General features: G+C 73.1%; 18 protein-coding genes. 9 read left to right on the top strand and 9 right to left on the bottom strand.

Translation table 11 applies throughout. The features are described 5' to 3' along the window. From HF577_RS30070 to HF577_RS30060, 3 genes are all read right to left on the bottom strand, one after another. On the bottom strand, positions 1-1,753 hold a 1,753-nt coding region (locus HF577_RS30070; RefSeq protein WP_169399365.1), incomplete at its 3' end, for a dipeptide/oligopeptide/nickel ABC transporter permease/ATP-binding protein. A gap of 3 nt (positions 1,754-1,756) precedes the next feature. After that, complete coding sequence (locus HF577_RS30065) at positions 1,757-2,752, bottom strand: ABC transporter permease (RefSeq protein ID WP_407692253.1); 996 nt, start codon at positions 2,750-2,752, stop codon at positions 1,757-1,759. A gap of 4 nt (positions 2,753-2,756) precedes the next feature. Further along, complete coding sequence (locus HF577_RS30060) at positions 2,757-4,337, bottom strand: ABC transporter substrate-binding protein (protein ID WP_169399364.1); 1,581 nt, start codon at positions 4,335-4,337, stop codon at positions 2,757-2,759. A 214-nt stretch (positions 4,338-4,551) separates the two neighbouring features. Between HF577_RS30060 and HF577_RS30055 the strand changes: the two genes are divergently transcribed. The 3 genes from HF577_RS30055 to HF577_RS30045 all read left to right on the top strand — a co-directional run bounded on the left by HF577_RS30055 (position 4,552) and on the right by HF577_RS30045 (position 6,295). Then, complete coding sequence (locus tag HF577_RS30055) at positions 4,552-4,698, top strand: hypothetical protein (protein WP_169399363.1); 147 nt, start codon at positions 4,552-4,554, stop codon at positions 4,696-4,698. A 324-nt stretch (positions 4,699-5,022) separates the two neighbouring features. After that, positions 5,023-5,481, top strand: coding sequence for a DUF2231 domain-containing protein (locus tag HF577_RS30050; protein WP_169399362.1), 459 nt, complete (start codon positions 5,023-5,025; stop codon positions 5,479-5,481). Between the two features lie 46 nt (positions 5,482-5,527). Continuing rightward, positions 5,528-6,295: an FkbM family methyltransferase gene (locus HF577_RS30045; RefSeq protein WP_169399361.1), complete on the top strand. Its 768-nt coding sequence runs from the start codon at positions 5,528-5,530 to the stop codon at positions 6,293-6,295. Between the two features lie 7 nt (positions 6,296-6,302). Here the strand turns inward: HF577_RS30045 and HF577_RS30040 are convergent, their stop codons facing one another. Genes HF577_RS30040 through HF577_RS30015 form a run of 6 tightly spaced genes read right to left on the bottom strand, consistent with a single transcriptional unit; the run spans position 6,303 to position 11,308 of the window. Further along, positions 6,303-6,920, bottom strand: a complete 618-nt coding sequence (locus HF577_RS30040) for a histidine phosphatase family protein (RefSeq protein ID WP_169399360.1) — start codon at positions 6,918-6,920, stop codon at positions 6,303-6,305. Beyond that, complete coding sequence (locus HF577_RS30035; protein ID WP_169399359.1) at positions 6,914-7,957, bottom strand: lysylphosphatidylglycerol synthase transmembrane domain-containing protein; 1,044 nt, start codon at positions 7,955-7,957, stop codon at positions 6,914-6,916. Before HF577_RS30035 ends, HF577_RS30040 begins: the two co-directional genes overlap by 7 nt. Beyond that, a complete protein-coding gene (locus HF577_RS30030) occupies positions 7,957-8,799 on the bottom strand; it encodes a class I SAM-dependent methyltransferase (protein WP_312859466.1) in 843 nt (280 codons plus the stop codon). Before HF577_RS30030 ends, HF577_RS30035 begins: the two co-directional genes overlap by 1 nt. A 2-nt stretch (positions 8,800-8,801) precedes the next feature. Beyond that, positions 8,802-9,884 (bottom strand): glycosyltransferase family 4 protein, encoded by a 1,083-nt coding sequence (locus tag HF577_RS30025; protein WP_211175047.1) that lies wholly within the window; start codon positions 9,882-9,884, stop codon positions 8,802-8,804. A gap of 23 nt (positions 9,885-9,907) precedes the next feature. After that, entirely contained in the window at positions 9,908-10,306 is a 399-nt protein-coding gene (locus HF577_RS30020) for a 6-pyruvoyl trahydropterin synthase family protein (protein WP_169399356.1), read from the bottom strand. Between the two features lie 21 nt (positions 10,307-10,327). Further along, positions 10,328-11,308, bottom strand: a complete 981-nt coding sequence (locus HF577_RS30015) for a zinc-dependent alcohol dehydrogenase (protein WP_169399355.1) — start codon at positions 11,306-11,308, stop codon at positions 10,328-10,330. 68 nt (positions 11,309-11,376) lie between these two features. Here HF577_RS30015 and HF577_RS30010 point away from each other — a divergent pair, with 68 nt between their 5' ends. The 6 genes from HF577_RS30010 to HF577_RS29985 form a co-directional block, all read left to right on the top strand. Continuing rightward, positions 11,377-12,135 (top strand): CDP-alcohol phosphatidyltransferase family protein, encoded by a 759-nt coding sequence (locus HF577_RS30010; RefSeq protein WP_169399354.1) that lies wholly within the window; start codon positions 11,377-11,379, stop codon positions 12,133-12,135. A 38-nt stretch (positions 12,136-12,173) separates the two neighbouring features. After that, positions 12,174-13,925, top strand: a complete 1,752-nt coding sequence (locus HF577_RS30005; protein ID WP_246267544.1) for a sulfatase-like hydrolase/transferase — start codon at positions 12,174-12,176, stop codon at positions 13,923-13,925. Between the two features lie 60 nt (positions 13,926-13,985). Then, positions 13,986-14,324 (top strand): DUF6968 family protein, encoded by a 339-nt coding sequence (locus HF577_RS30000; RefSeq protein WP_169399352.1) that lies wholly within the window; start codon positions 13,986-13,988, stop codon positions 14,322-14,324. Between the two features lie 197 nt (positions 14,325-14,521). Further along, positions 14,522-16,855: a putative bifunctional diguanylate cyclase/phosphodiesterase gene (locus HF577_RS39915; protein ID WP_169399351.1), complete on the top strand. Its 2,334-nt coding sequence runs from the start codon at positions 14,522-14,524 to the stop codon at positions 16,853-16,855. Positions 16,856-17,091: 236 nt separating this feature from the next. After that, positions 17,092-18,672, top strand: coding sequence for a hypothetical protein (locus tag HF577_RS29990; protein ID WP_169399350.1), 1,581 nt, complete (start codon positions 17,092-17,094; stop codon positions 18,670-18,672). A 146-nt stretch (positions 18,673-18,818) separates the two neighbouring features. Then, on the top strand, positions 18,819-19,656 hold an 838-nt coding region (locus tag HF577_RS29985; RefSeq protein WP_169399349.1), incomplete at its 3' end, for an eCIS core domain-containing protein.

Raw genomic sequence — 19,656 nt, 5'->3', positions numbered from 1 at the left:
GTGCCGGACATGACGACCGACCGGGGATGACGGCGAGCGGCCGCTCCCGGTCGGTCGTCATGTCCGGCACCGCCGCGAGAAGGGCCCGCGTGTAGGGGTGCCGGGCCGAGGTGCGCAGCTCCGCGGCGGGGAGATCCTCGACGATGCGCCCCGCGTACATGACGAGCACGCGGGCACACGTCTCGCGGACGACGCCGATGTCGTGGCTGATCAGCAGGACCGCGACGTCGTCGGCGGCGCGGACCGCGTCCAGCAGCGCCAGCACCTGCCGCTGCACCGTGGCGTCGAGCGCGGTGGTGGGCTCGTCGGCGATGAGGAGCGCGGGGCTGCCCATCAGGCCCATCCCGATCATCGCCCGCTGCCGCATGCCGCCGGAGAACTCGTGCGGGTACTGCGCCGCGCGCCGCGCCGCCCCCGGGATCCGGACGGCGCGCAGCCGGTCGACGGCGTGCGCCCACGCCCGCCTGCGGTCCATGCCCTGGTGCTGCTCGGCCACCTCCGCGAGCTGGCGCCCGATCCGCATCGCCGGGTTGAACGAGGTCATCGGGTCCTGGAAGACCATCGCCAACGAGGTGCCCAGCAGCCGCCGCACCTCCCGCGACCGCGCCGTCGTCAGGTCCTCGCCCAGGAACTCCAGGCGGTCGGCATGCACCCGCCCCGGGTCGTCGACGAGCCTCGCGATCGCCAGTGCGGTGAGGCTCTTGCCCGACCCGGACTCGCCCACGATCCCGACGGTCTCGCCGCGCCGCATCGTCAGGCTCACCCCGCGCAGCGGGGTGACGGGGCCGTCCGGGCCGGGGAAGCCGACCCGCAGGTTCTCCACCACGAGCACGGCGTCCTCGTCTGCGGGCACCGCCACCGGCGGGGCCAGGTCCGGGCCGAGGTCCGCGCCGACGTCCCGGCCGGGGCGCACGACCGGGGCGCGCATCCCCACACCCTTCGCGATCGCCTCGCCGCACAGGTTGAACGCCAGCCCCGCGACCACCACCGCGGCCCCGGGGACCAGTGCCGCGGCCGGGTTGGCGTAGATGCCGCTGAGCCCGTCGCCCAGCATCCGTCCCCAGTCGTAGGCGGGAGCCTGCACGCCCATGCCGAGGAACGACAGCCCCGCGAACGCCAGAAGGCACGAGCCGGCCGTCATCGTCGCGTTGATCACGAGCGGCTCGGCGATGTTGGGCAGGACGTGCCGGGTGAGCAGCCGGACCCGCCCGACGCCGGCGAGACGCGCCGCCGCCACGAAGTCGCGCCCGGCGACCCCGGCCACCAGGGTCTGGGTGAGCCGGGCGAAGCCGGGCGCGACGGCGACCCCGATCGCCAGCAGCGCCCCGCTCGTGCCCACCCCGAACACCACCGCGAAGAACAGGGCGAGCAGCAGGCCGGGAAAGGCGACGGCGATGTTCACCGCTGCGGTGACCCACCGGCCCGCGGGGCTGCCCAGCAGCACCGGCGCCGACCCGAGCAGGATGCCGGCCAGCACCCCGATCGCGGTCGCGAGCAGCGCCAGCACGACCGACAACCGGGTCGCGACGAGGACCCGGGAGAGGATGTCGCGCCCGAGCGCGTCGGTGCCGGCCCAGTGCGCGGCGGAGGGGCCCTGCAGGATCCGGGTGGTGTCCGGGGCGTCCGCGGCGCCGGACCAGAGCACCGGGGCCACCACGGCGAGCAGCAGTACGGCCGCCAGCAGCACCGCCGCGGTCACGCCCAACGGGCTGCGCAGCGCCCCGGCCCACCGGGCCGCCGACCGTGACTCCACCGCTCAGCCCTCCCGGATCGTCGAACGCGGGTCGAGCAGCGCGAGCGCCACATCGACCAGGAGGTTCACCAGCAGCACACCCGCGCCGTAGACGAGCACGACGCCCTGGGCGACCGGGTAGTCCCGGCCCACGATCGAGGCGACCATCGAGCTGCCCAGCCCCGGCCACGCGAACACGCTCTCCACCAGCACCGTGCCGACCACCAGCGAGCTCAACATCAGCCCGCCGAGCGTCAGGGTCGCGGTCAGCGCGTTCGGCAGGGCGTGCCGCGCCAGCACGAGCCGGTCCGGCAGCCGCTTGGCCCGCGCCGTGCGGATGAAGTCGGCCTGCAGCACGGTGAGCGTCTCCACCCGCACGATCCGGGCGAGCACCGCCGCCGGGCCGAGCGCGAGCGCCACGACCGGCAGCACGTAGGAGGCGGGACCGGACTGCCCCGCGACCGGCACCCAGCCGAGCCGGACGCCGAACACGTAGACCAGCCCGACTGCCAGCAGGAACTCCGGGACGGCCGCGACCACGACGCTGGTGCCCGTGAACCCGAGCTCGGCCCGGCGGCGCCGGCCGCCTCGGGTCAGCACCGCCATCGCGAGCCCGAGCGGGACCGCGACGAGCACGGCCAGCCCGAACGCGTAGACCGCGATCTCGACGGTGGCGAGCAGGCGGTCCCCGATGATCGACGACACCGGCAGCCCGGAGGTCAGCGACGTGCCCATCTCCCCGGTGAACAGGCCCCGGACGTACCTCGCGTACTGCAGCCAGAGCGGGGCGTCGAGGCCCAGCGCGGCCCGCCGGGCGGCCACCAGCTCAGCCGATGCGGTGGCCCCCAGCGCGGCCCGCACCGGGTCGCCGGGGATCAGGTGGAGCATCAGGAACGCCGCGGTGACCAGCACCCACACCGACACCAGCAAACGGCCGGACCTGCGGAGCGCGAAGCGCAGCCACCCGTTCCCCCCGGTGCGGCCCGCAGCGCCGGGGACGCCGGCGATCGCGGTCGTCACCGGGTCAGCCGGTGAATCGGATCGTGGCGGGCGCGACGCTGCCGTCGCTCAGCTCGAACGTCACGCCGCGCCCGAACATCGGTCTCGTGGCGTCCGCGAACGGCACGACGTCCACGTTGCGCAGCAGCTCCCGTTCCGCCGCGGCCCACCTGTCGCAGCCGCCCACGCCGGGGATCGCGGCCGCCGCCTGGACCTCGGCCGTGTAGCCGGGGTTCTGGATGTGGGCGAAGTTGGTGCCGGCGGGCGGCGTCGGCCCGGAGAGGAACGGCACCAGCTGGCTGGGCAGCGACACAGTCAGCGGGATGAAGGCGGCGTCCCAGTCGGCCTGCCCGGACACGAGCTGGCCCGTCTCGGCGTCCGCGCCACCCCGGAGCGTGACGTCCACGCCGACAGCGGCCCAGGCCTGCTGCAGCAGCTCGGCGGCGGCCTGCATCCCCGGGAGCACCGAGGTCGGGTAGAAGACCGACATCGACAGCCGCCCGCCGTCCCGTGCGCGCAGCCCGTCCGGTCCGGCCGGGAAGCCGGCGGCGTCGAGGCCTGCCCGTGCCGCGTCCAGGTCGTGCGCCGGGAGGTTCGCGGCGACCTCGCCGGTGCTGCACGGGCTCCGGCCGGTGGACACGAACCCGCTGGACGGCAGACCCGCCCCGCTGGTCAGCACCTGCCCGAGCTGGCCGAGGTCGAGTGCCTGCGTCAGCGCCCGCCGGACCGCCGGGTCGGCGGCGGGGCGCCCGGCCTCCTGGTTGAACCAGAGCTCGCCTGCCGGGTAGCGCGCGTCCCGCTCGAACAACCCCATGCCCTGGAGGCGCTGCCGGTCGGGACCCGTCACCGCCGCGACCTGCACCTCGCCGGAGGCGAGCAGGTTGGCAGCGGTGGTCTCGTTGGCCACGACGCGCAGCACGACCTTGTCCGGCAGCCCCGGCTGGTCAGGGCGCCAGTCGCCGGGACCCCACGCGTACTCCGGCCGCCGGGTCAGCGTGTAGTGGTCGCCGGGCACGGCCTCGGTCATCGTGTACATCCCGCTGCCGACGGCGCCGCGGGCGAGCAGGCTCCGGTCGGCCATCCCCTTCGGGCACACGATCTGCAGGCCGCCGACGGTGCGGCTGAGGAAGGCGTCCGGCACCGGCGACGTGACGGTCACGGTGCGCGTCGCGTCGTCGCCGGTGGCGCTCGCACCGGGTGGCACGAAGATGCCCACGCGGGTGGAGGCGTTCCGGGTGTCGCCGACGAAGCTGATGTTCGCCGCCACGTCCGATGCCGTGAGCGGGGTGCCGTCCGAGCACGTGACGCCCTCGCGCAGGGTGTACGTCGCCGTGGTCGTGGTCGCCTCCCACTTCTCGGCGAGGCCCGCCACCATCTCGCCCTTCTCGTCGATGTCGACCAGCGAGTCGTAGAGGAACTGCCCCACCTGGAACGCGCTCGACAGCGACGTGAAGTGCGGGTCGAGGTTGCCGGGGTCGGCGGGCAGCACCATCACGAACGTGCCGCCGTCCGCGGCCCCTCCTCCGGTGGCCGTGCCGCCGCTGCCGCACGCGGCAAGGGTCAGCGCCAGCGCGCCGGCTGCCGCGAGGGCCGCGGAAGATCGCATCGTGCCTCCACTCAAGATCGGGTGGATGCGGAGCATGCCGGGACGGGTCGCGGCTGTCCTGGTCGCGGCGCACGAATCGGAACCGTCTTTCTGGTCCGCCACGACGAACGACGCCGGAGTCCTACCCGTCGAGGATGCGGTTCCTGCCGCCCGCTGCCGCCGTCACAGTCGGCCGGCCCTGGCGAGGGAGCCCACGACGAGCGCCGCGAGCGTCTTGATCCGGACGCTCGCGGGCCGCGAGGACGCGCCGCTCCGGCTCGTCCTGGGCTCCCAGGCCTACGCCATGGCCCAGGAGAGCGCCCGCACCCTCGCCGAGTCGGACGAGAGGTGGCGCGAGCTCTCCGAGTCCGTCGTCGCCTGAGTCCCGGCGACCCGGCCAGAGCGGCGGGGCCCGTACCCCCGCGAGTCGCCCGGTTTCCGCGGGCGAGTCGCCCGCCTGGGGCCACGTGATCACCACGAGACCCGCCTTTCGGCCCTTCCGAGGGCCAAGGGCCACATCTCGGAACGATCATGCCGGCGCCGCCGCACCTCGCGACGATCAACAGGCGCCGCGCCACACGGCGACCCCGCGCCCGGACCGGGCGACTCGCGCACGCGAAACGGGCGACTCGCGGGGGCCGGCCGGCGCGAGACCCGGGCGGGCGCCGTCCGAGGGCGCGTCCCGCCGGTGGTCCAGGATGCTGCAGTGCTCATCACGGTCGCAGGCGTCCCGGCGCATCCACTCCTCGTCCATGCGGTGGTGGTTCTGATCCCACTCGCCGTGCTCGGCGCCGTCGTTCTCGCGGTGCGACCGGCGTGGGTCCGGCCGTACGGGCTGCTCGTCGCCGCGGGAGCGCTGGCGGGGGCCGTGACGGCGACGCTGGCGAAGCTCGCGGGCGACCAACTGGAGGCGGCGATCGACGTCACCGCGGAGTTCGCGCCGGTGATCGCGCAGCACGGGCAGTTCGGCCTGTTCACGGTCGTGGCGGCGTGGCCGTTCGCGGTGCTCGCGATCACGGCGGCGGTCCTGGGACGCCGGAGGAGCGGTTCGGTGACGCGGGTCGTCGGGGCGCTGTCGGCGGTCTCCGGCCTGGTCGCGGTCACCGTCACTGTCCTCGCCGGGCACTCGGGCGCGGCGGCCGTCTGGGGCTCCGTCGCGGGCTGACTCGTTCTGGATCTTCCGCCGCGCAGGCCCCGAGTAGGGTCTCCGCATGCTCCGCCGCGTGCGCGGGATCGCGCGATCCCTGGCCATGTACCACGGGGTGCCGGGCAGGCACCGACGGATGGTGCGGTTCTACGGCCAGTTCCTCGGGCCGGGGGACATCGCCTTCGACATCGGTGCCCACGTGGGAAGCCGGGTGCGCGCGTGGCGGAAGCTGGGGGCGCGGGTGATCGCGGTCGAGCCGCAGCCCGACTGCCTGCGCGTCCTGCGTCTGTTCTTCGGCCGCGACCGGGGGGTGACGATCGTGCCGGAGGCTGTCGGGGCCCGGGCGGGGCGGGCACAGCTGGGCCTGTCCACCGCGACACCCACGGTCTCCTCGATGTCACGTGACTGGATCGAGTCGGTCACCACCGACAGCAGCTTCGCCCGGGTGCGGTGGGACCGCGCCGTCGAGGTGGAGGTGGCGACCCTCGACGACCTCATCGCGACCCACGGCGAGCCGGCCTTCTGCAAGATCGACGTCGAGGGCTTCGAGGTCGACGTGCTCCGCGGGCTCACCCGGCCGCTGCGCGGGTTGTCCTTCGAGTACCTGCCGCCTGCGCACGACGCCGCACTCGCCGCGCTGGACCTCGTGGAACAGCTCGGAGCCGCGGCGGGCGGGTACGAGTACAACTACTCGCCCATCGAGACCATGCGGTTCGCCGGCGACCGCTGGCTCGACGCGGCCGAACTGGTGTCGCTGCTCGAACGCTTCCGGCCGCTGGGCCGGTCCGGGGACGTATACGCCCGCCTGGTCCGGCCGGCCGCAGCGGCCTGACCGGACCTCAGCAGTCGGCGGGGTCGCCTCCGTCGAAGGGACACGGGTCGTTGAACGCCAGCAGGAGCGGCACCCGGCCACTGGTGTCGATCCGGCAGATCGCGGCGTCGCCGAGGAACATCCGCCAGCCCACCTCGTGGCTCACCCCCAACGCCCAGGTGACCGCGGCCTTGATCGGGGAGACGTGGCTGACCACCACGACGTCACCGCGCGCGGCGTCGTCGGCGAGCTCGGCACAGGCCTCGTGCACCCTCGAGCACACAGCGGCGAGGGACTCCCCACCCGCGGGCACGAACTCCGGGTCCTCCCGCCACGTCCGCCACGACCCCTCGTCCAGGGCTGTCGCGGGCCTGCCGTCCAGCTCGCCGTAGTCCATCTCGATCCACCGGGCGTCGACCTCCACGTCCTCGGCGTCCATGACACCCGGAGGCGCACCGGCGAGCAGCGCGGCGGTGTGCCGGGCGCGGGCGAGCGGGCTGGACACGATCCGGGACGGACGCGGGAATGCCTTCGCCAGTGCACGCGCCTGCCGCTCCCCGAACTCGTTCAGCGGCGGGTCGGCCCGGCCGAGCAGGAGCCCTTGCGCGTTGGCGTCCGTCTGTCCATGGCGGACGAGGATCAGCACTCGCGCCACACTAGTCGCGTGGGACGTGACGTCCATTCGACGCCGTTGTCCGTCACGGGTTCCGCAGCGGCCAGGACCTCGGGCTGCCGGACCGCCGGCGAGCGCAGGAGCCGGGCGACCGGGCGGCGCAGCAGCAGCACACCGACCCCGGGGAGACACGCGATCAGGCTGAGCACCCCGTAGACCACCGCGGTGGTGAGCCCTTGGGTAGCGTCGAACCCCACCGCGCCGAACGCGACCGCGGTGACGGCCTCGCGGGGACCCCAGCCTCCGACGTTCAGCGGCAGCGCCATGGCGAACAGCGCGAGCACCAGCAGCGGGAGCAGCTCACCGAGCGGCGCCTCGGAGCCCGCGGCGCGAGCGGCGACCACGAAGAGCGCGAGGTAGCCGACCAGCGCGGCAACGGAGAGCAGGACCAGCCCCGGCAGGATGCCGCGGGAGAGCACTCCGGTGCGGACGTCCGCGAGAACCGTGCGCAACGCGTCGCGCAGCCGCGCCGCGCGGGCCCCGCGCATCGTCCAGATCCCGAGCGCGACGACGGCGATGAGCGCGGCGAGCGTCCAGCCGAGGGCGCCGCGGCCGAGGTGCAGATCGCCTACCGTGACCGCGAGCAGGGTCGGCTGCGCGAGCAGCACACCCATCCCGACGACGATCAGGACCACCAGCCCGACGACCCGTTCGAACACCACCGCGCGGACGCCGCGCCCGACGTCGCCGGACCGGCGGCCGTGGTTCACCGCACGGTGCACGTCGCCGAGCACGCCCGCGGGCAGCACGGAGTTGAGGAACAGGGCCCGGTAGCAGTCGGCCACCGCTGTGGCCAACGGCAGCCGCAGGCCGACACCGCGCGCCACGAGGCACCAGCGCCAGGCGCTGAACACCGTGGTCAGCAGGCCGATGCCGAGTGCGGCGAGCACCGACCCGGTGCCGATCGACCGCAGCCCGTCGACGACGGCGCCGGTACCGAGGTGCACCACGAGCGCGACCAGGATGCCGACGCCGGCGAGCACCCGCGCGTAGCGCCAGAGCCGCCCCATCACGACGCACCGGCCGGGAGCGCGAGCACGTCGACGTGGCCGACCTCGACCAGCAGCTCACCGGCCGTGGAGGCCTCGAGCCTGCGCCGCAGGTAGGCGGCGGCATGCCGTTCGAGGTCCGGCTGCTGCTCGCACGCGGCGGCGATCCAGCCCCGCAGCCATTCCTCCGCGAGCTCGGCCTGTTCCGGACCGAGACGCCACGGGCTGGGCCGGGTCTCCACCACCGCTCCCCGCTGCGTGAACGCGGCGGCCGCGGCGGGACCGGCGTCCGGCCCGAGCAGTTGCCTGCCGTCCACGGGGCGCCGCTGGTGGGAGTCGAAGGCGGCCGCGAACACGGCGTCCAGCGGGTCGAAAGGAGAGATGTCGACGCTCCCGGCGACCGTGAGCGTCAGCAGCGCAGCACAGCCGGCCTCCACGCACGTGGCGGCGAGACCGTCCACCTCCTCGGAGGTGAGCAGGTCCAGTACCGCGGATGCGGTGAGCAGCGATGTGCCGGCGAGCTCGGTGGCGCGCAGGTCGGTGAGATCCCCGCCCTCGGTCCGCGTGGTGACCGGGGCGCCGTCGGCCGCCTCGCCCGGCGTGTTCGCGCCCGCGTAGGACAGCAACCCGGTGTCGCGGTCGCGCAGGATCCAGAGCTGCGGTCCGGGCAGGCGGCCGGCGAGCCAGCGGCCCATCGAGCCGGTGCCGCAGCCGAGATCCCTGATCACCGAGGGCGCACCGGTCCGGGCCGTGGCCTCCAGATGTCCGCGGACCAGCTCGACCAGCTCGGTCGACCGGGCCGCGGCGTCGGCGCCCTCCCGCAGCGTCAGCCAGTCCGGCGCACATATGGGCGATCCGGGCACGCTCAACCGAGCGTCCCACTCAGCGGCTCCAGCACTCCGGCCAGACATCGTGACGTCACCTCCCATCCGTTCAGAGTTCTGCGGCGCCCCCTCGCGGAGCGGCGGAGCCGGTCCCGCAGTGCCGGCTCGTCGAACCAGCGGCGCAGCTCCCCTGCGAGTGCCGGGGCGTCGTCCGGCGACACCAGAAGTCCCGGCACGCCGCCGTCCGGAGCGTCGCCGAGGGTGCCCGGCACCCCACCGACAGCTGCGGCCAGCACCGGGATCCCCCGGGCCAGCGCTTCGGTGACGACCATCCCGTAGGACTCGACACGGGACGGCAGCACCAGCAGGTCGGTGGCAGCGTAGGACGTGGCCACCTCCGCGGCCGTCCGGGGACCAGTCAGCTGCACCCGTTCGCCCAGCCCGTGTCGCTCGATCGTGGCCCGGACCGCGGCCACATGCGCGGGATCGCGACGCACCGGACCGGCGAGCTCGCACGTCCACGTCAGGTCGGCGACGGCCGCCAGCGCCTCGACGAGCAGGTCCTGGCCCTTGGTCGGGGTGACCGACCCGAGGCACAGCAGGCGGGTCGCGCCGTCCGTGCCGGGCGCGATCGGCGCGGGGTCGACGCCGGGCGGGACGACGTGGACCCGGTCGGCGGCGAGCCCGTGGTGCGCGACGAGCCGGCGCGCCGCCCACGGGCTGGTGGCCACGACCGCGCTCGCGGCGTGCAGCGTCTCCCGCTCGAGCGCGGTCAGCTCCGCAGCGAGCGCGGGTGGGTGCCCCAGCTCGTCGCCGAGGGGCAGGTGCACCAGAACGACGAGCTTCAGCCTGCCGGCCTCGGGCACGACGACGTCCGGCACGCCGCAGGCGATGAGCCCGTCGACGAGGACGACGGCCCCGTCGGGCACGGCGCGCAGCGCACGGGCCAGCGCCGCGCGCGAGCCGCTGTCGGGCCGGGGCCACGCCCCGGCGACCGCGAGCTCGTGCACCGACCAGCCGGTGGCCGGCAGGCCGAGGCAGACCCGGCGGTCGTAGGTGTTGCCGCCGCTGGGCACGGTGGTGTCGTCGATGTCAGCGGGGACGACGACGTGCACGGAGCGCAGGCCTGCGATGAGGCCGCCCGGTCTCACAAGGAGCGCTCGTAGCTCGCTGAGGCGATGTGCGACTCGTGCAGCACGACCGTGATCCCGGCCAGGTCGCGGGCCCCGGCACCGAGAGCGCCCGCGTGCACCTTCTCGACGAGCCGGTCGGCGATGACCTTGGCGAGGAACTCCGTGGACGTGTTGACACCGGCGAATGCGGGCTCGTCGTCGAGGTTGCGGTAGTTCAGGTCGGCCAGTACGGCGCCGAGCTCCTGGGTCGCCAGGCCGATGTCGACGACGATGCCGTCGGCATCGAGGTCGGCACGCCGGAACGAGGCGTCCACCACGTACGTCGCGCCGTGCAGGCGCTGGGCCGGACCGAACACCTCTCCCTGGAAACTGTGAGCGATCATGACGTGATCCCGAACGGTGATGGTGAACAAGACCTGCCCTTCCGGCGTCTCCTACTGCTGTCCGTACACGACACGGACGCACAGCGAGGAAAGTTCACCGCCAGTGAGCTCCGGCATCAGCCGGGGCAGGTCCTCGAAGGGTCGCTCGTCCGTGATCAGCACGTCGAACACCGGATTTGCCAGCAGCCGCAGCGCCAAACTCATTCGATCGGAGAAACTCCGCCGCCCTCTCCGGGCCGGCGCGACGGCCCCCACCTGACTGCTGCGCACCACCAGCCGTCGCGAGTGGAAGGCCTCGCCGAGCGGCACACGCACCGGCCGGTCGCCGTACCAGCTCATCTCGATGACCTCGCCCTCGTCGCCGAGCAGCTCGAGGGACCGCGCGAGCCCGGCTTCCGTGGCGCTGGCGTGCACCACCAGGTCGCACTCCCCCACGGCCTCCTCCGGGGCGGCGAACCGGACACCGAGCGCGTCGGCGACGGCGGCGCGCGCGGGATCGACGTCGACGAGCTGGACCTCGACCCCGGGGAACTGCGCGAGCACCGCGGCGACGCTGCACCCGACCATCCCGGCCCCGATGACGGCGATCCGGTCCCCGACCAGCGGCGCCGCATCCCACAGCACGTTCACCGCCGTCTCGACGGTGCCGGCGAGCACGGCACGTCCAGGCGGCATACCGTCAGGGATCGGCGTCACCGCTGCGGCCGGAACCACGTAGCGCGTCTGATGGGGATAGAGGCAGAACACGGCACGGCCGAGCAGCGAAGGAGGCCCATGCTCGACCACTCCCACGCTCAGATATCCGTACTTGACCGGCGCGGGGAAGTCCCCGTCCTGGAACGGAGCGCGCATCGCGGCGAACTGGCTCTCCGGCACGCCGCCGCGGAAGACCAGCGTCTCGGTGCCGCGGCTGACTCCCGAGTACAGCGTTCGGACCTCGACGTCGTCGGGACCCGGTCGGGGTACCTCGACAGGGCGAATTTCGCCCTCGCCCGGAGCCAGGAGCCAAAAGGCTCGCGCGGTGCGATCCACACATCCCTCCAATTCGTGCTGAACCTCCGCGTCTCCGGACCCGTGCTGAGTGTGTGCACAGAGGCTCGATGTCGACCGTAGACCGGCAGCGGATCACGCAGCAGCAGGCCGTCGGGGCGGGTGTCCAGGTCGTCCTGCTCGTCGGACTGTGGGCAGGAGGCGGCCTCGACGAGGCCGGCTGGCTCGCCGGAATCGCGTACCTCGTGGCGCTCTGGAGCGTGCTGGCCGCCGCCGTCCACCGGGCCGGGATCACCACGCTCGGCCCGGCCGACATCGTCACGCTGGTGCGGGCCGGGCTCGTCGGAGGCGTCACCGCGCTCGTCGCGGACGGCCTCGTGACCGGGGACGCCCCGGTCGCGCCGCTCGTCGTCATCGCCGCCGTGGCGCTGGCTCTCGACGCCGTCGACGGGCAGGTCGCCCGGCGCACCGGCACGGTCTCCGCGCTCGGTGCCCGGTTCGACATGGAGGTCGACGCGTTCCTCGTACTGGTGCTGAGCATCCACGTCGCGGTGCTGCTGGGCCCGTGGGTACTGGCCATCGGTGCGATGCGGTATGTATTCGTCGCGGCGAGCCGGCTGGCGCCGTGGATGCGGTCGGCTCTGCCCACGAGGTACTCCGCCAAGACCGTGGCCGCGCTGCAGGGGATCGCCCTCGTCGTGGCCGCCAGTGAGGCTCTGCCGTTCCTGCTCGCCGTCGCGCTGGTGGCGGTGGCGCTGACCCTGCTGGTCTGGTCGTTCGGCGAGTCCGTGGTGTGGCTGTGGCGCAACTCGCGCCTTCCGGCCCGGCCGGACGACGCTGCGATGGTCGGGCCGCACCCGCGGGAGTGAGCAGCGACCACGGCAACTCGAACAGAAGGAACAGAGCATTGCGGAAGGACGACCCGCCGGCCGACGGCGGTCCGGCGCGTACACCGGAGGACGCCACCCCGGCCGACGAGGCGGGCGAGGTCCGGGATGACGTGACGCCCGGGGCCGGGGAGCGGGGAGCGGGACGCCGGGCCGTGGCGCGGGTGGTCACCGCACTGGCCGCCCTGCTCGTGTTCCTCGCTCTCGTCGCCCCGGACGACCTCGGCCACCTCACACCCGCCGCGTTCGTGCGCATCCCCGTCGAGGCGCTCGTCGCCGTCGCCGTCCTGCTCGTCCTGCCGGCGACGCCGCGGCGGGTGGTGGCGATCGTCGGCGGAGCCGTCCTCGGCCTCCTGACCATCCTGAAGATCCTCGACATCGGCTTCGTCTCGGTGCTCGCCCGGCCGTTCGACCCGGTGATCGACTGGCCCCTGCTCAGCGCGGGCCTCGACTTCCTCAGGGGCTCGATCGGCCCGATCGGCACGGATGCCACCGTCGTCGGGGTCGTGGTTCTCGCGGTCGCACTGGTCGCTCTCATGATCATGGCGGCTCTCCGGCTGACCCGGCTCGTGGTGCGGCGCCGGATCTTCGCGACCCGCGCCGCGCTGGTGCTCGGGGTGGTGTGGATCACCTGCGCCCTGCTGGGCGCGCAGCTCGTCCCGGGGGTGCCGGTCGCCGGCACGAGCGCGACCACCCTCGCCTACGACCACGCCGTCCAGGTGCGGGCGGGCCTGCTGGACCAGCGGGCGTTCGAAGCCCAGGTGGCCGCCGACCCCTTCGGGGACACGCCGGACGACCAGCTACTAACCGGGCTGCGGGGCAAGGACGTCATCCTCACGTTCGTCGAGAGCTACGGGCGCAGCGCGGTGGAGAACCCCGATCTCGCCGCCGTGGTCGACCCCGTGCTCGACGACGGGACCCGGCGCCTGGCCGCGGCCGGGTTCGCGGCGAAGAGCGCCTTCCTCACCTCGTCGACGTTCGGCGGCTCCAGCTGGCTGGCGCACGCCACGTTCCTCTCCGGCCTCTGGGTCGACAACCAGCAGCGCTACGACACCCTCGTCGCCAGCGATCGCCTGACCTTCACCAGCGCCTTCCACCGCGCGAAGTGGCGGACGGCCGCGGTGGCGCCGGGCACCACCGGGGCGTGGCCGGAGGCGGCGTTCTACGGCTTCGACCAGGTGTACGACTTCCCGAAGCTCGCCTACAAGGGACCGGACCTCGGCTGGGCGACGGTGCCCGACCAGTACATCCTGTCGGCCTTCCAGCGCGCCGAGCGCTCGGCTCCGAACCATTCTCCGGTGATGGCGGAGATCGACACCGTCTCCAGCCACGCGCCGTGGCCGTTCATCCCACCGGTCCTCGACTGGAACAGCATCGGTGACGGCTCGGTCTACACCGGCCTGGCGGCCGGGGCCCCGCCGCGTGACGCCGTGTGGGCGAAGGGCACCCCCGCCGTCCGCGACGCGTACGCGCGCTCGATCGGGTACGCGATCAACAGCCTCGTCTCCTACGTGGAGACCTACGGCGACGACAACCTGGTGCTCGTCTTCCTCGGCGACCACCAGCCCCTCTCGCTCGTCAGCGGGGAGGGCGCGAACCACGACGTCCCGATCACGATCGTCGCCAAGGACAAGAACGTGCTGGACCGCATCTCCGGGTGGAAGTGGCAGGACGGCCTGAAACCCGGCCCGGACGCTCCGGTGTGGCGGATGGATGCCTTCCGCGACCGGTTCCTGACCGCTTTCGGCCCGCAGGGCGAACCGGCCCGTTAGGAGGGTGCGCTCGCTATCGTGTGCGATTCGCGATCGCATCGACAGGGGGAGCACGTGACGATGACCTATGAGCTCGGCGAGGTCGTGGCCGAGCGGCAGGTGGACGCCATTGCCGATGACGGTCACCGCACTCCGGTGGTGCTGAGGATCGGCAAGCCGTTGCCGGACCCCCTGCCCGGCGGGGACTGGTACTGCCCCCGCCAGATCCTGGGTCTCGGCGACGAGGCCGTCGAGGCCTCTTTCGGTGTCGACTCCCTGCAGTCCCTGCTGCTGTCCGTATACGGCATGCAGCTGGAACTCGCGGAGCGCGCGGACACGGCGGCAGTTCGGCTCGACTGGCTGGGGCTGCCCGACCTGGGCCTGAAAGTCGATCCGGAAGTCCACAAGGTCATTCCGTAGAATCTCCTGCCGGCTCCGGGGAAACCCGTTCGGAGAGGTCTGCACGCCGTTACGAGGCATTTACCCGTAGGCTTGGCTATTGCGTCCGAATGTCGGCGCGGCCCGGCCTGGTCCGAACGTGCCCTTAGGCCGTACCGGGCGGGCTCGTGGGGTGCAGGCCCCCGGCCCGGGTCCGGGGCCGAGGTCGGGATGGTGGCGTGCACGCGTACAGCGATGAGGCGACCGCAGCGCCACCGACGGACTGGGTGCGCTTCGGGCGCCCGCAGGATCTGGTGGCGCAGACGCGGTGGCTGTTCACCCTCATGGTGCTGGCGCTGATCCTGCTGTCGCTGCCCGGCATGATCGGCACCCGGGGTCTGCTCGCCTGGCTCCTGGTGATCGCCGCCTTCGCCGGCCTCTTCGTGGTGTGGAGCTACCGCTACCTGTCCGGACGCGCCCCCCTCCTGCTGGGTGTCGTGGAGGCAGCGCTGGTCCTCGTCGCGGCGGTCGCCGGGCCCGCGCCGGCCACCGTCTTCACCTTCCTGTTCGGCTCGCTGTGGCTGCACGCGCTGTACGGCTCCACCCGCGGCGTCCTCCTGCACACCTCGTTCCTGGCCGCGGCGATCCTGGCCTCGCTGGAGGTGTGGCACCTGCTGCCGGGCCGGGAAGGGGTCCTGCCGAGCGGCGCGATCACGAACGTGGTCAGCGTGGTGCCCGTCATGTTCGTGACGGCCGGGGTGGCGCGGTACCTGGTCCTCAGCCTGTTCGCTCGTGAGCAGTCCCAGAAGCGCGACGCCGCGCTCGTTCGTCTGGGCAGCCGGCTCATCGGCGTCACCGAACGCCGCAAGATCCAGGAGACGGGGACCGAGTGCGCCCGTGCGATCTGCGAAGCGACCCCGGACATGCAGTTGCTGATCGTCATCCTGAGGGGGAGCAGAGCGGCGGTCGTCGGGCACGCGGGAAGCTCGGAGCAGAGCCCGTGCACGGTGCCGATGTCGGTGCTGCCCGCGAACCTCGATCTCGGTGTACAACCGCTGCCCGACAGTGGGCCGCTGAAGGAGCTCACCGGAGTCGGCGGCACCTGGATCGGCGTGCCGCTCCCCGAGACCGGCGGCTGGATCCTGCTCGGAGCCGAGCCTCAGGTCCCCACGGAGGCGGTGGTGGCGGTCCGCTCAATGGTCAACCAGGTGGCGCTGGCCCTGCGCAACAGCGATGCGCACTTCGACCTCTCCACCCTGGCCAGCCAGGATCCGCTGACCGGGCTGGCCAACCGGGCCGCGTTCAACGCCGCGCTGGCGACGGGGATCGCCGACCTCGAACGACGGCTCGCGCTGTTGTTCCTCGACCTCGACGACTTCAAGATCGTGAACGACGGTCTGGGCCACTCCGCAGGCGACGAGCTGCTGTGCAGCGTGGCCACCCGGATGCGGGCCGGCGTCCGCTCCGACGACCTGTGTGCCCGGATCGGCGGCGACGAGTTCGCCGTCCTGCTCCGCGACCGCGACGACGAGGCGGCAGCGGTGGGGCAACGCCTCGTGGAGCTGATCGCCGAGCCCGTGTCCATCAAGGGGCGGCTCGCGCAGGTGGGCGCCAGCGTCGGGCTGGCCTTCGCCTGCGGCGGACACTCCACGGGCGAGCAGCTCGTGCAACGGGCGGACATCGCCATGTACGCGGCGAAGGCCAAGGGCAAGAACCGGGTGCAGATGTACGACCCGAGCCTCCTGCAGGACGACGGGCGGCTCCAGTTCGAGGCCGAGCTGGCGGCGGCCGCCGGGGCGGGCGAGCTCGTGCTGCACTACCAGCCGATCGTCTCGGTGCGCGAGGACTGGTGCGTGGCGGTCGAGTCGCTCGTGCGGTGGCAGCACCCGACGCGCGGGCTGCTGCAGCCGTCAGAGTTCATCCCCACGGCCGAGCGCACGGGGGCGATCGTCGCCATCGGCGCGCAGGTCCTGCGCCGCGCCTGCTCCGACGCCGTCTCGTGGTCCGGCCCGTCGGGACCGCTCGCGGTGCACGTCAACGTGTCGGCCGCCCAGCTGATCGACCAGGACTTCGTCGCGACCGTGCGGTCCTGCGTCACCGACTTCGCGATGCCGCCGGATCGTCTGGTCCTGGAGATCACCGAGAGCATGGTGCTGGACTCACCGGCGATCCGCACCGCGCTCGCGGCGCTCGCCGCCCTGGGCGTCACGATCGCCATCGACGACTTCGGCACCGGCTACTCGGCGCTGAGCACGCTGCGCACCCTGCCGCTGGACATCGTCAAGATCGACAAGTCCTTCCTGTCGACCGGCCCGTCGCGTGCCGCCGACCAGGCGGTCGTGGAGGCCATCGTCCAGATGGCCGGACGGCTCAAGCTGAAGGTCGTGGCGGAGGGCGTCGAGCGCATCGAGCAGCTGCAGTTCCTGCGCAGCGCCGGTGCCGACGCCACCCAGGGCTACCTGCACCTGTGCCCGACACCGGCTCCCGAGTTCGGGAGCTGGCTGGAGCAGACGAACGCCACCCGGCAGGAGGCCGGCTCGGTCCCGCGGATCGGTCCGCGCCAGACCGGCTGAGGCATGGGCCGCCCGGCGGCCTCCGTCCTGCCGGCAGGCCGTGCGACCGGGACGGCTCGGGGCACATCCGCCCAGGTGACCGGAGTGCCCAGCGGTCCCGTCTGATGCCGGAATCCGACCCGCCGTAACGTGAGGCCCGGATTCACGTGCTCGTCACCGGAAAGCCGGGCAGCGTGCGTCCGTCGTTCACCGCCAGAACGCCGGCGCCGGCGTACCGGACGCGAACAGGGGTGGTCATGGGGGTCAGGAAGCGGAGCGAGATCCTCCGCGCCAGGATCGGCACGCTGCGTGCCCTGCTGCGGTGGGCGGCGAAGGACCTGCCGCACCGGATGGAGGCGCTCGACCGGCAGCTCACGGCCATCGACGCCGAGCTGCACGCCACCCGTGACGATGTCGGCGCCGTGCAGTCCCGGCTCGACCGGGTCGTCGAGACCGTCGTCGAGTCCCGGGAGGGCGTCGTCGAGCTGCGGGACTCCGTGCACGTCACCGCCCGGCGCACCGCGCTACGGCGCCGACCGACCCGCGTGCTGTTCCTGGTGCACGTGATCGGGGCATGGGACTCCTACCACGCACTCGTCCTGAAGATGGCCGCCGCCGACGACTTCGAGCCCATCGTCGCGTCGATCCCGCGGCGGTTCCCCGGCTCGGACGGGCTCGGCAGCGAGGAGGACGTGCACCGCGGCCTGAGCGACCGCGGGGTTGCGCACCTCCGCTTCTCCGACGGTGACCCGCGCGACCTGCTCCGGCTGATCAAGGCGATCGAACCCGACGTGATCTTCCGGCAGTCCCAGTGGGACGCCGACATCCCCGACGAGCTGGGCACCGAGCGGCTCGGCTTCGCCCGCACCTGCCTGGTCCCCTACGAGACGATGAACATCGTCGTCAACGTCCCGAACCCCCGCACGTCCAACACCGCTGTCGACAGCGACTACCACCGCTCCGCCTGGTTGGTCTTCTGCACCAACGAGATGATGCTCGACACGGCGGTCCGGGACGGTGCGCGCGCAGGCGCGCAGTTCCGGGTGGTCGGCCACCCCAAGGCCGACCACCTGCGGGCAGCGCGGCCGGAGTGGCCGGTGCGCGCGCCCGAGGAGGCCGCCGGTCGCCCCGGCCGCGTCGTCTGGTCGGCACACCACTCGATCGCGCAGGGCTGGACGGATTTCGGCGCCTTCCACCTGATGAGCGAGGACATGCTCGCGTGGGCCGCGCAGCGCTCCGACGTCCAGTTCGTGTTCATGCCACACCCGGCGCTGCTGCCGTTCCCCGGCTCGGACGCCTCCCCGGTCAGCCGCTCGGACTTCGACGCCTGGATGGAGAAGTGGGCGGCGCTGCCCAACACCGCGGTGCTGTCCGAGGCGGACTACGGCCCGACGCTCGCCGCCTCGGACGTGATGGTGACCGACGGCCTCTCGATGCTCGTGGAGTACCAGCTCTTCGACAAGCCGGTGATCTTCTTCGAGCGCGACGGCCACCGGCCGTTCAACGCCATCGGCGAGCAGGTCGCCACGGGTGTGCACACCGTGCACACCGTCGACGACGCGCGCGGCCTGGCCGAGAAGTTCCTCGCCGGCGAGCCGGACCCACTGCGACCCCAGCAGCGGGACAACGTCCAGCGCCTCTTCGGCAGCGGCGACAGCACCGAACGGATCCTCGCCGCGCTGCGCCGGGAGATCGCGCTCGAGCGCGGAGAGGCGCCCAGCGAACCCGCCGTCCGGCACGGACGACGGTCGTCCGGACGGCAGGAGCCATCCCGGACGGTGCGGACCCGCCGGCCCTCCGCTCTCGAACGCAAGGACGAGGCGCCGATGCGGGACTGACCGCCTCGGCTCCCCTACCCGCGGCCGAATGCAGGACTGCCCCGGCGTCTGCCCTTGCGGTCCTTCCCCACCCCGTCGGCACTGGGATAGACCACCAAGGACGTGTGACTTCGGTCGGTCGCGCCATGCGTGAGAGGTGGGAACGGATGCGGGAGCAGGGACGGCGGCCGGACAGGAGCGACGCGCGTCAGGACGGCCGCCGCACCACCGCACGGCCGCCCGCCGCGCCGACGACGGCGGCGGCGCTGCCTCCGGTCACCGCTCTGCAGCACACCGCAGGCAACTCGGCGGTCGTCCAGTTGCTGGCCCAGCAGGAGGACGACGTCCCCGCGGCCTCCCCCGACGTCCAGCGCTCCAGCGTGCACAGCGTCCTGCGGTCCCCCGGGCGCCCGTTGGAGGACTCCCTCCGCACGGAGATGGAGGCGCGGCTCGGAGCCGACTTCCGGAGCGTGCGCCTGCACGACACCGCGGCCGCGGACCGCTCCGCCGCGGAGATCGGAGCCCGCGCGTACACCTCCGGAGAGCATGTCGTCGTCGGACGCCAGGGCCGCGACAAGCACACGCTCGCCCACGAGCTCACCCACGTCATCCAACAGCGCTCGGGCCCCGTGTCCGGCACGACGGACGCATCGGGACTCTCGATCAGTGACCCGTCGGACAGCTTCGAACGCGCCGCCGAGGCGAACGCCGCCCGGGCGCTTCGAGGCTCGGTGCCGGTGGGGGCACAGGTCGCCGAGGACGAGGAGCCCGCCGTGCAGCGCTCGGCGTCCGTCCCCGTCCAACGGCTCGTCACGGTGAACAATGTCGAGGTCTACAGCGACCTACCGAGCCCCTCGGGTACCCCTCGGAGATCAGCCGACGAGCTGATGCAGAACGTCACCAGGGCCATCGAGGCGTCGAACGACCGGGAGCTCATCGCACAGTTCACTGCCAACCGCGCCAAGGTGCACGCGCAGGCGATGAACTGGGTGGGCGACTCGAGGG

It is taken from the genome of Pseudonocardia xinjiangensis, assembly GCF_012911925.1.
Classification (GTDB): Bacteria; Actinomycetota; Actinomycetes; order Mycobacteriales; family Pseudonocardiaceae; genus Pseudonocardia; species Pseudonocardia xinjiangensis.
This window is presented reverse-complemented; position numbering and strand designations above follow the sequence as displayed.

Coding starts and splice junctions, on each gene's coding strand:
- HF577_RS29990 (WP_169399350.1), top strand. CDS start 17,092: ATGGGGGTCAGGAAGCGGAGCGAGATCCTCCGCGCCAGGATCGGCACG.
- HF577_RS30060 (WP_169399364.1), bottom strand. CDS start 4,337: ATGCGATCTTCCGCGGCCCTCGCGGCAGCCGGCGCGCTGGCGCTGACC.
- HF577_RS30000 (WP_169399352.1), top strand. CDS start 13,986: ATGACCTATGAGCTCGGCGAGGTCGTGGCCGAGCGGCAGGTGGACGCC.
- HF577_RS30010 (WP_169399354.1), top strand. CDS start 11,377: ATGTCGACCGTAGACCGGCAGCGGATCACGCAGCAGCAGGCCGTCGGG.
- HF577_RS30045 (WP_169399361.1), top strand. CDS start 5,528: ATGCTCCGCCGCGTGCGCGGGATCGCGCGATCCCTGGCCATGTACCAC.
- HF577_RS30035 (WP_169399359.1), bottom strand. CDS start 7,957: ATGGGGCGGCTCTGGCGCTACGCGCGGGTGCTCGCCGGCGTCGGCATC.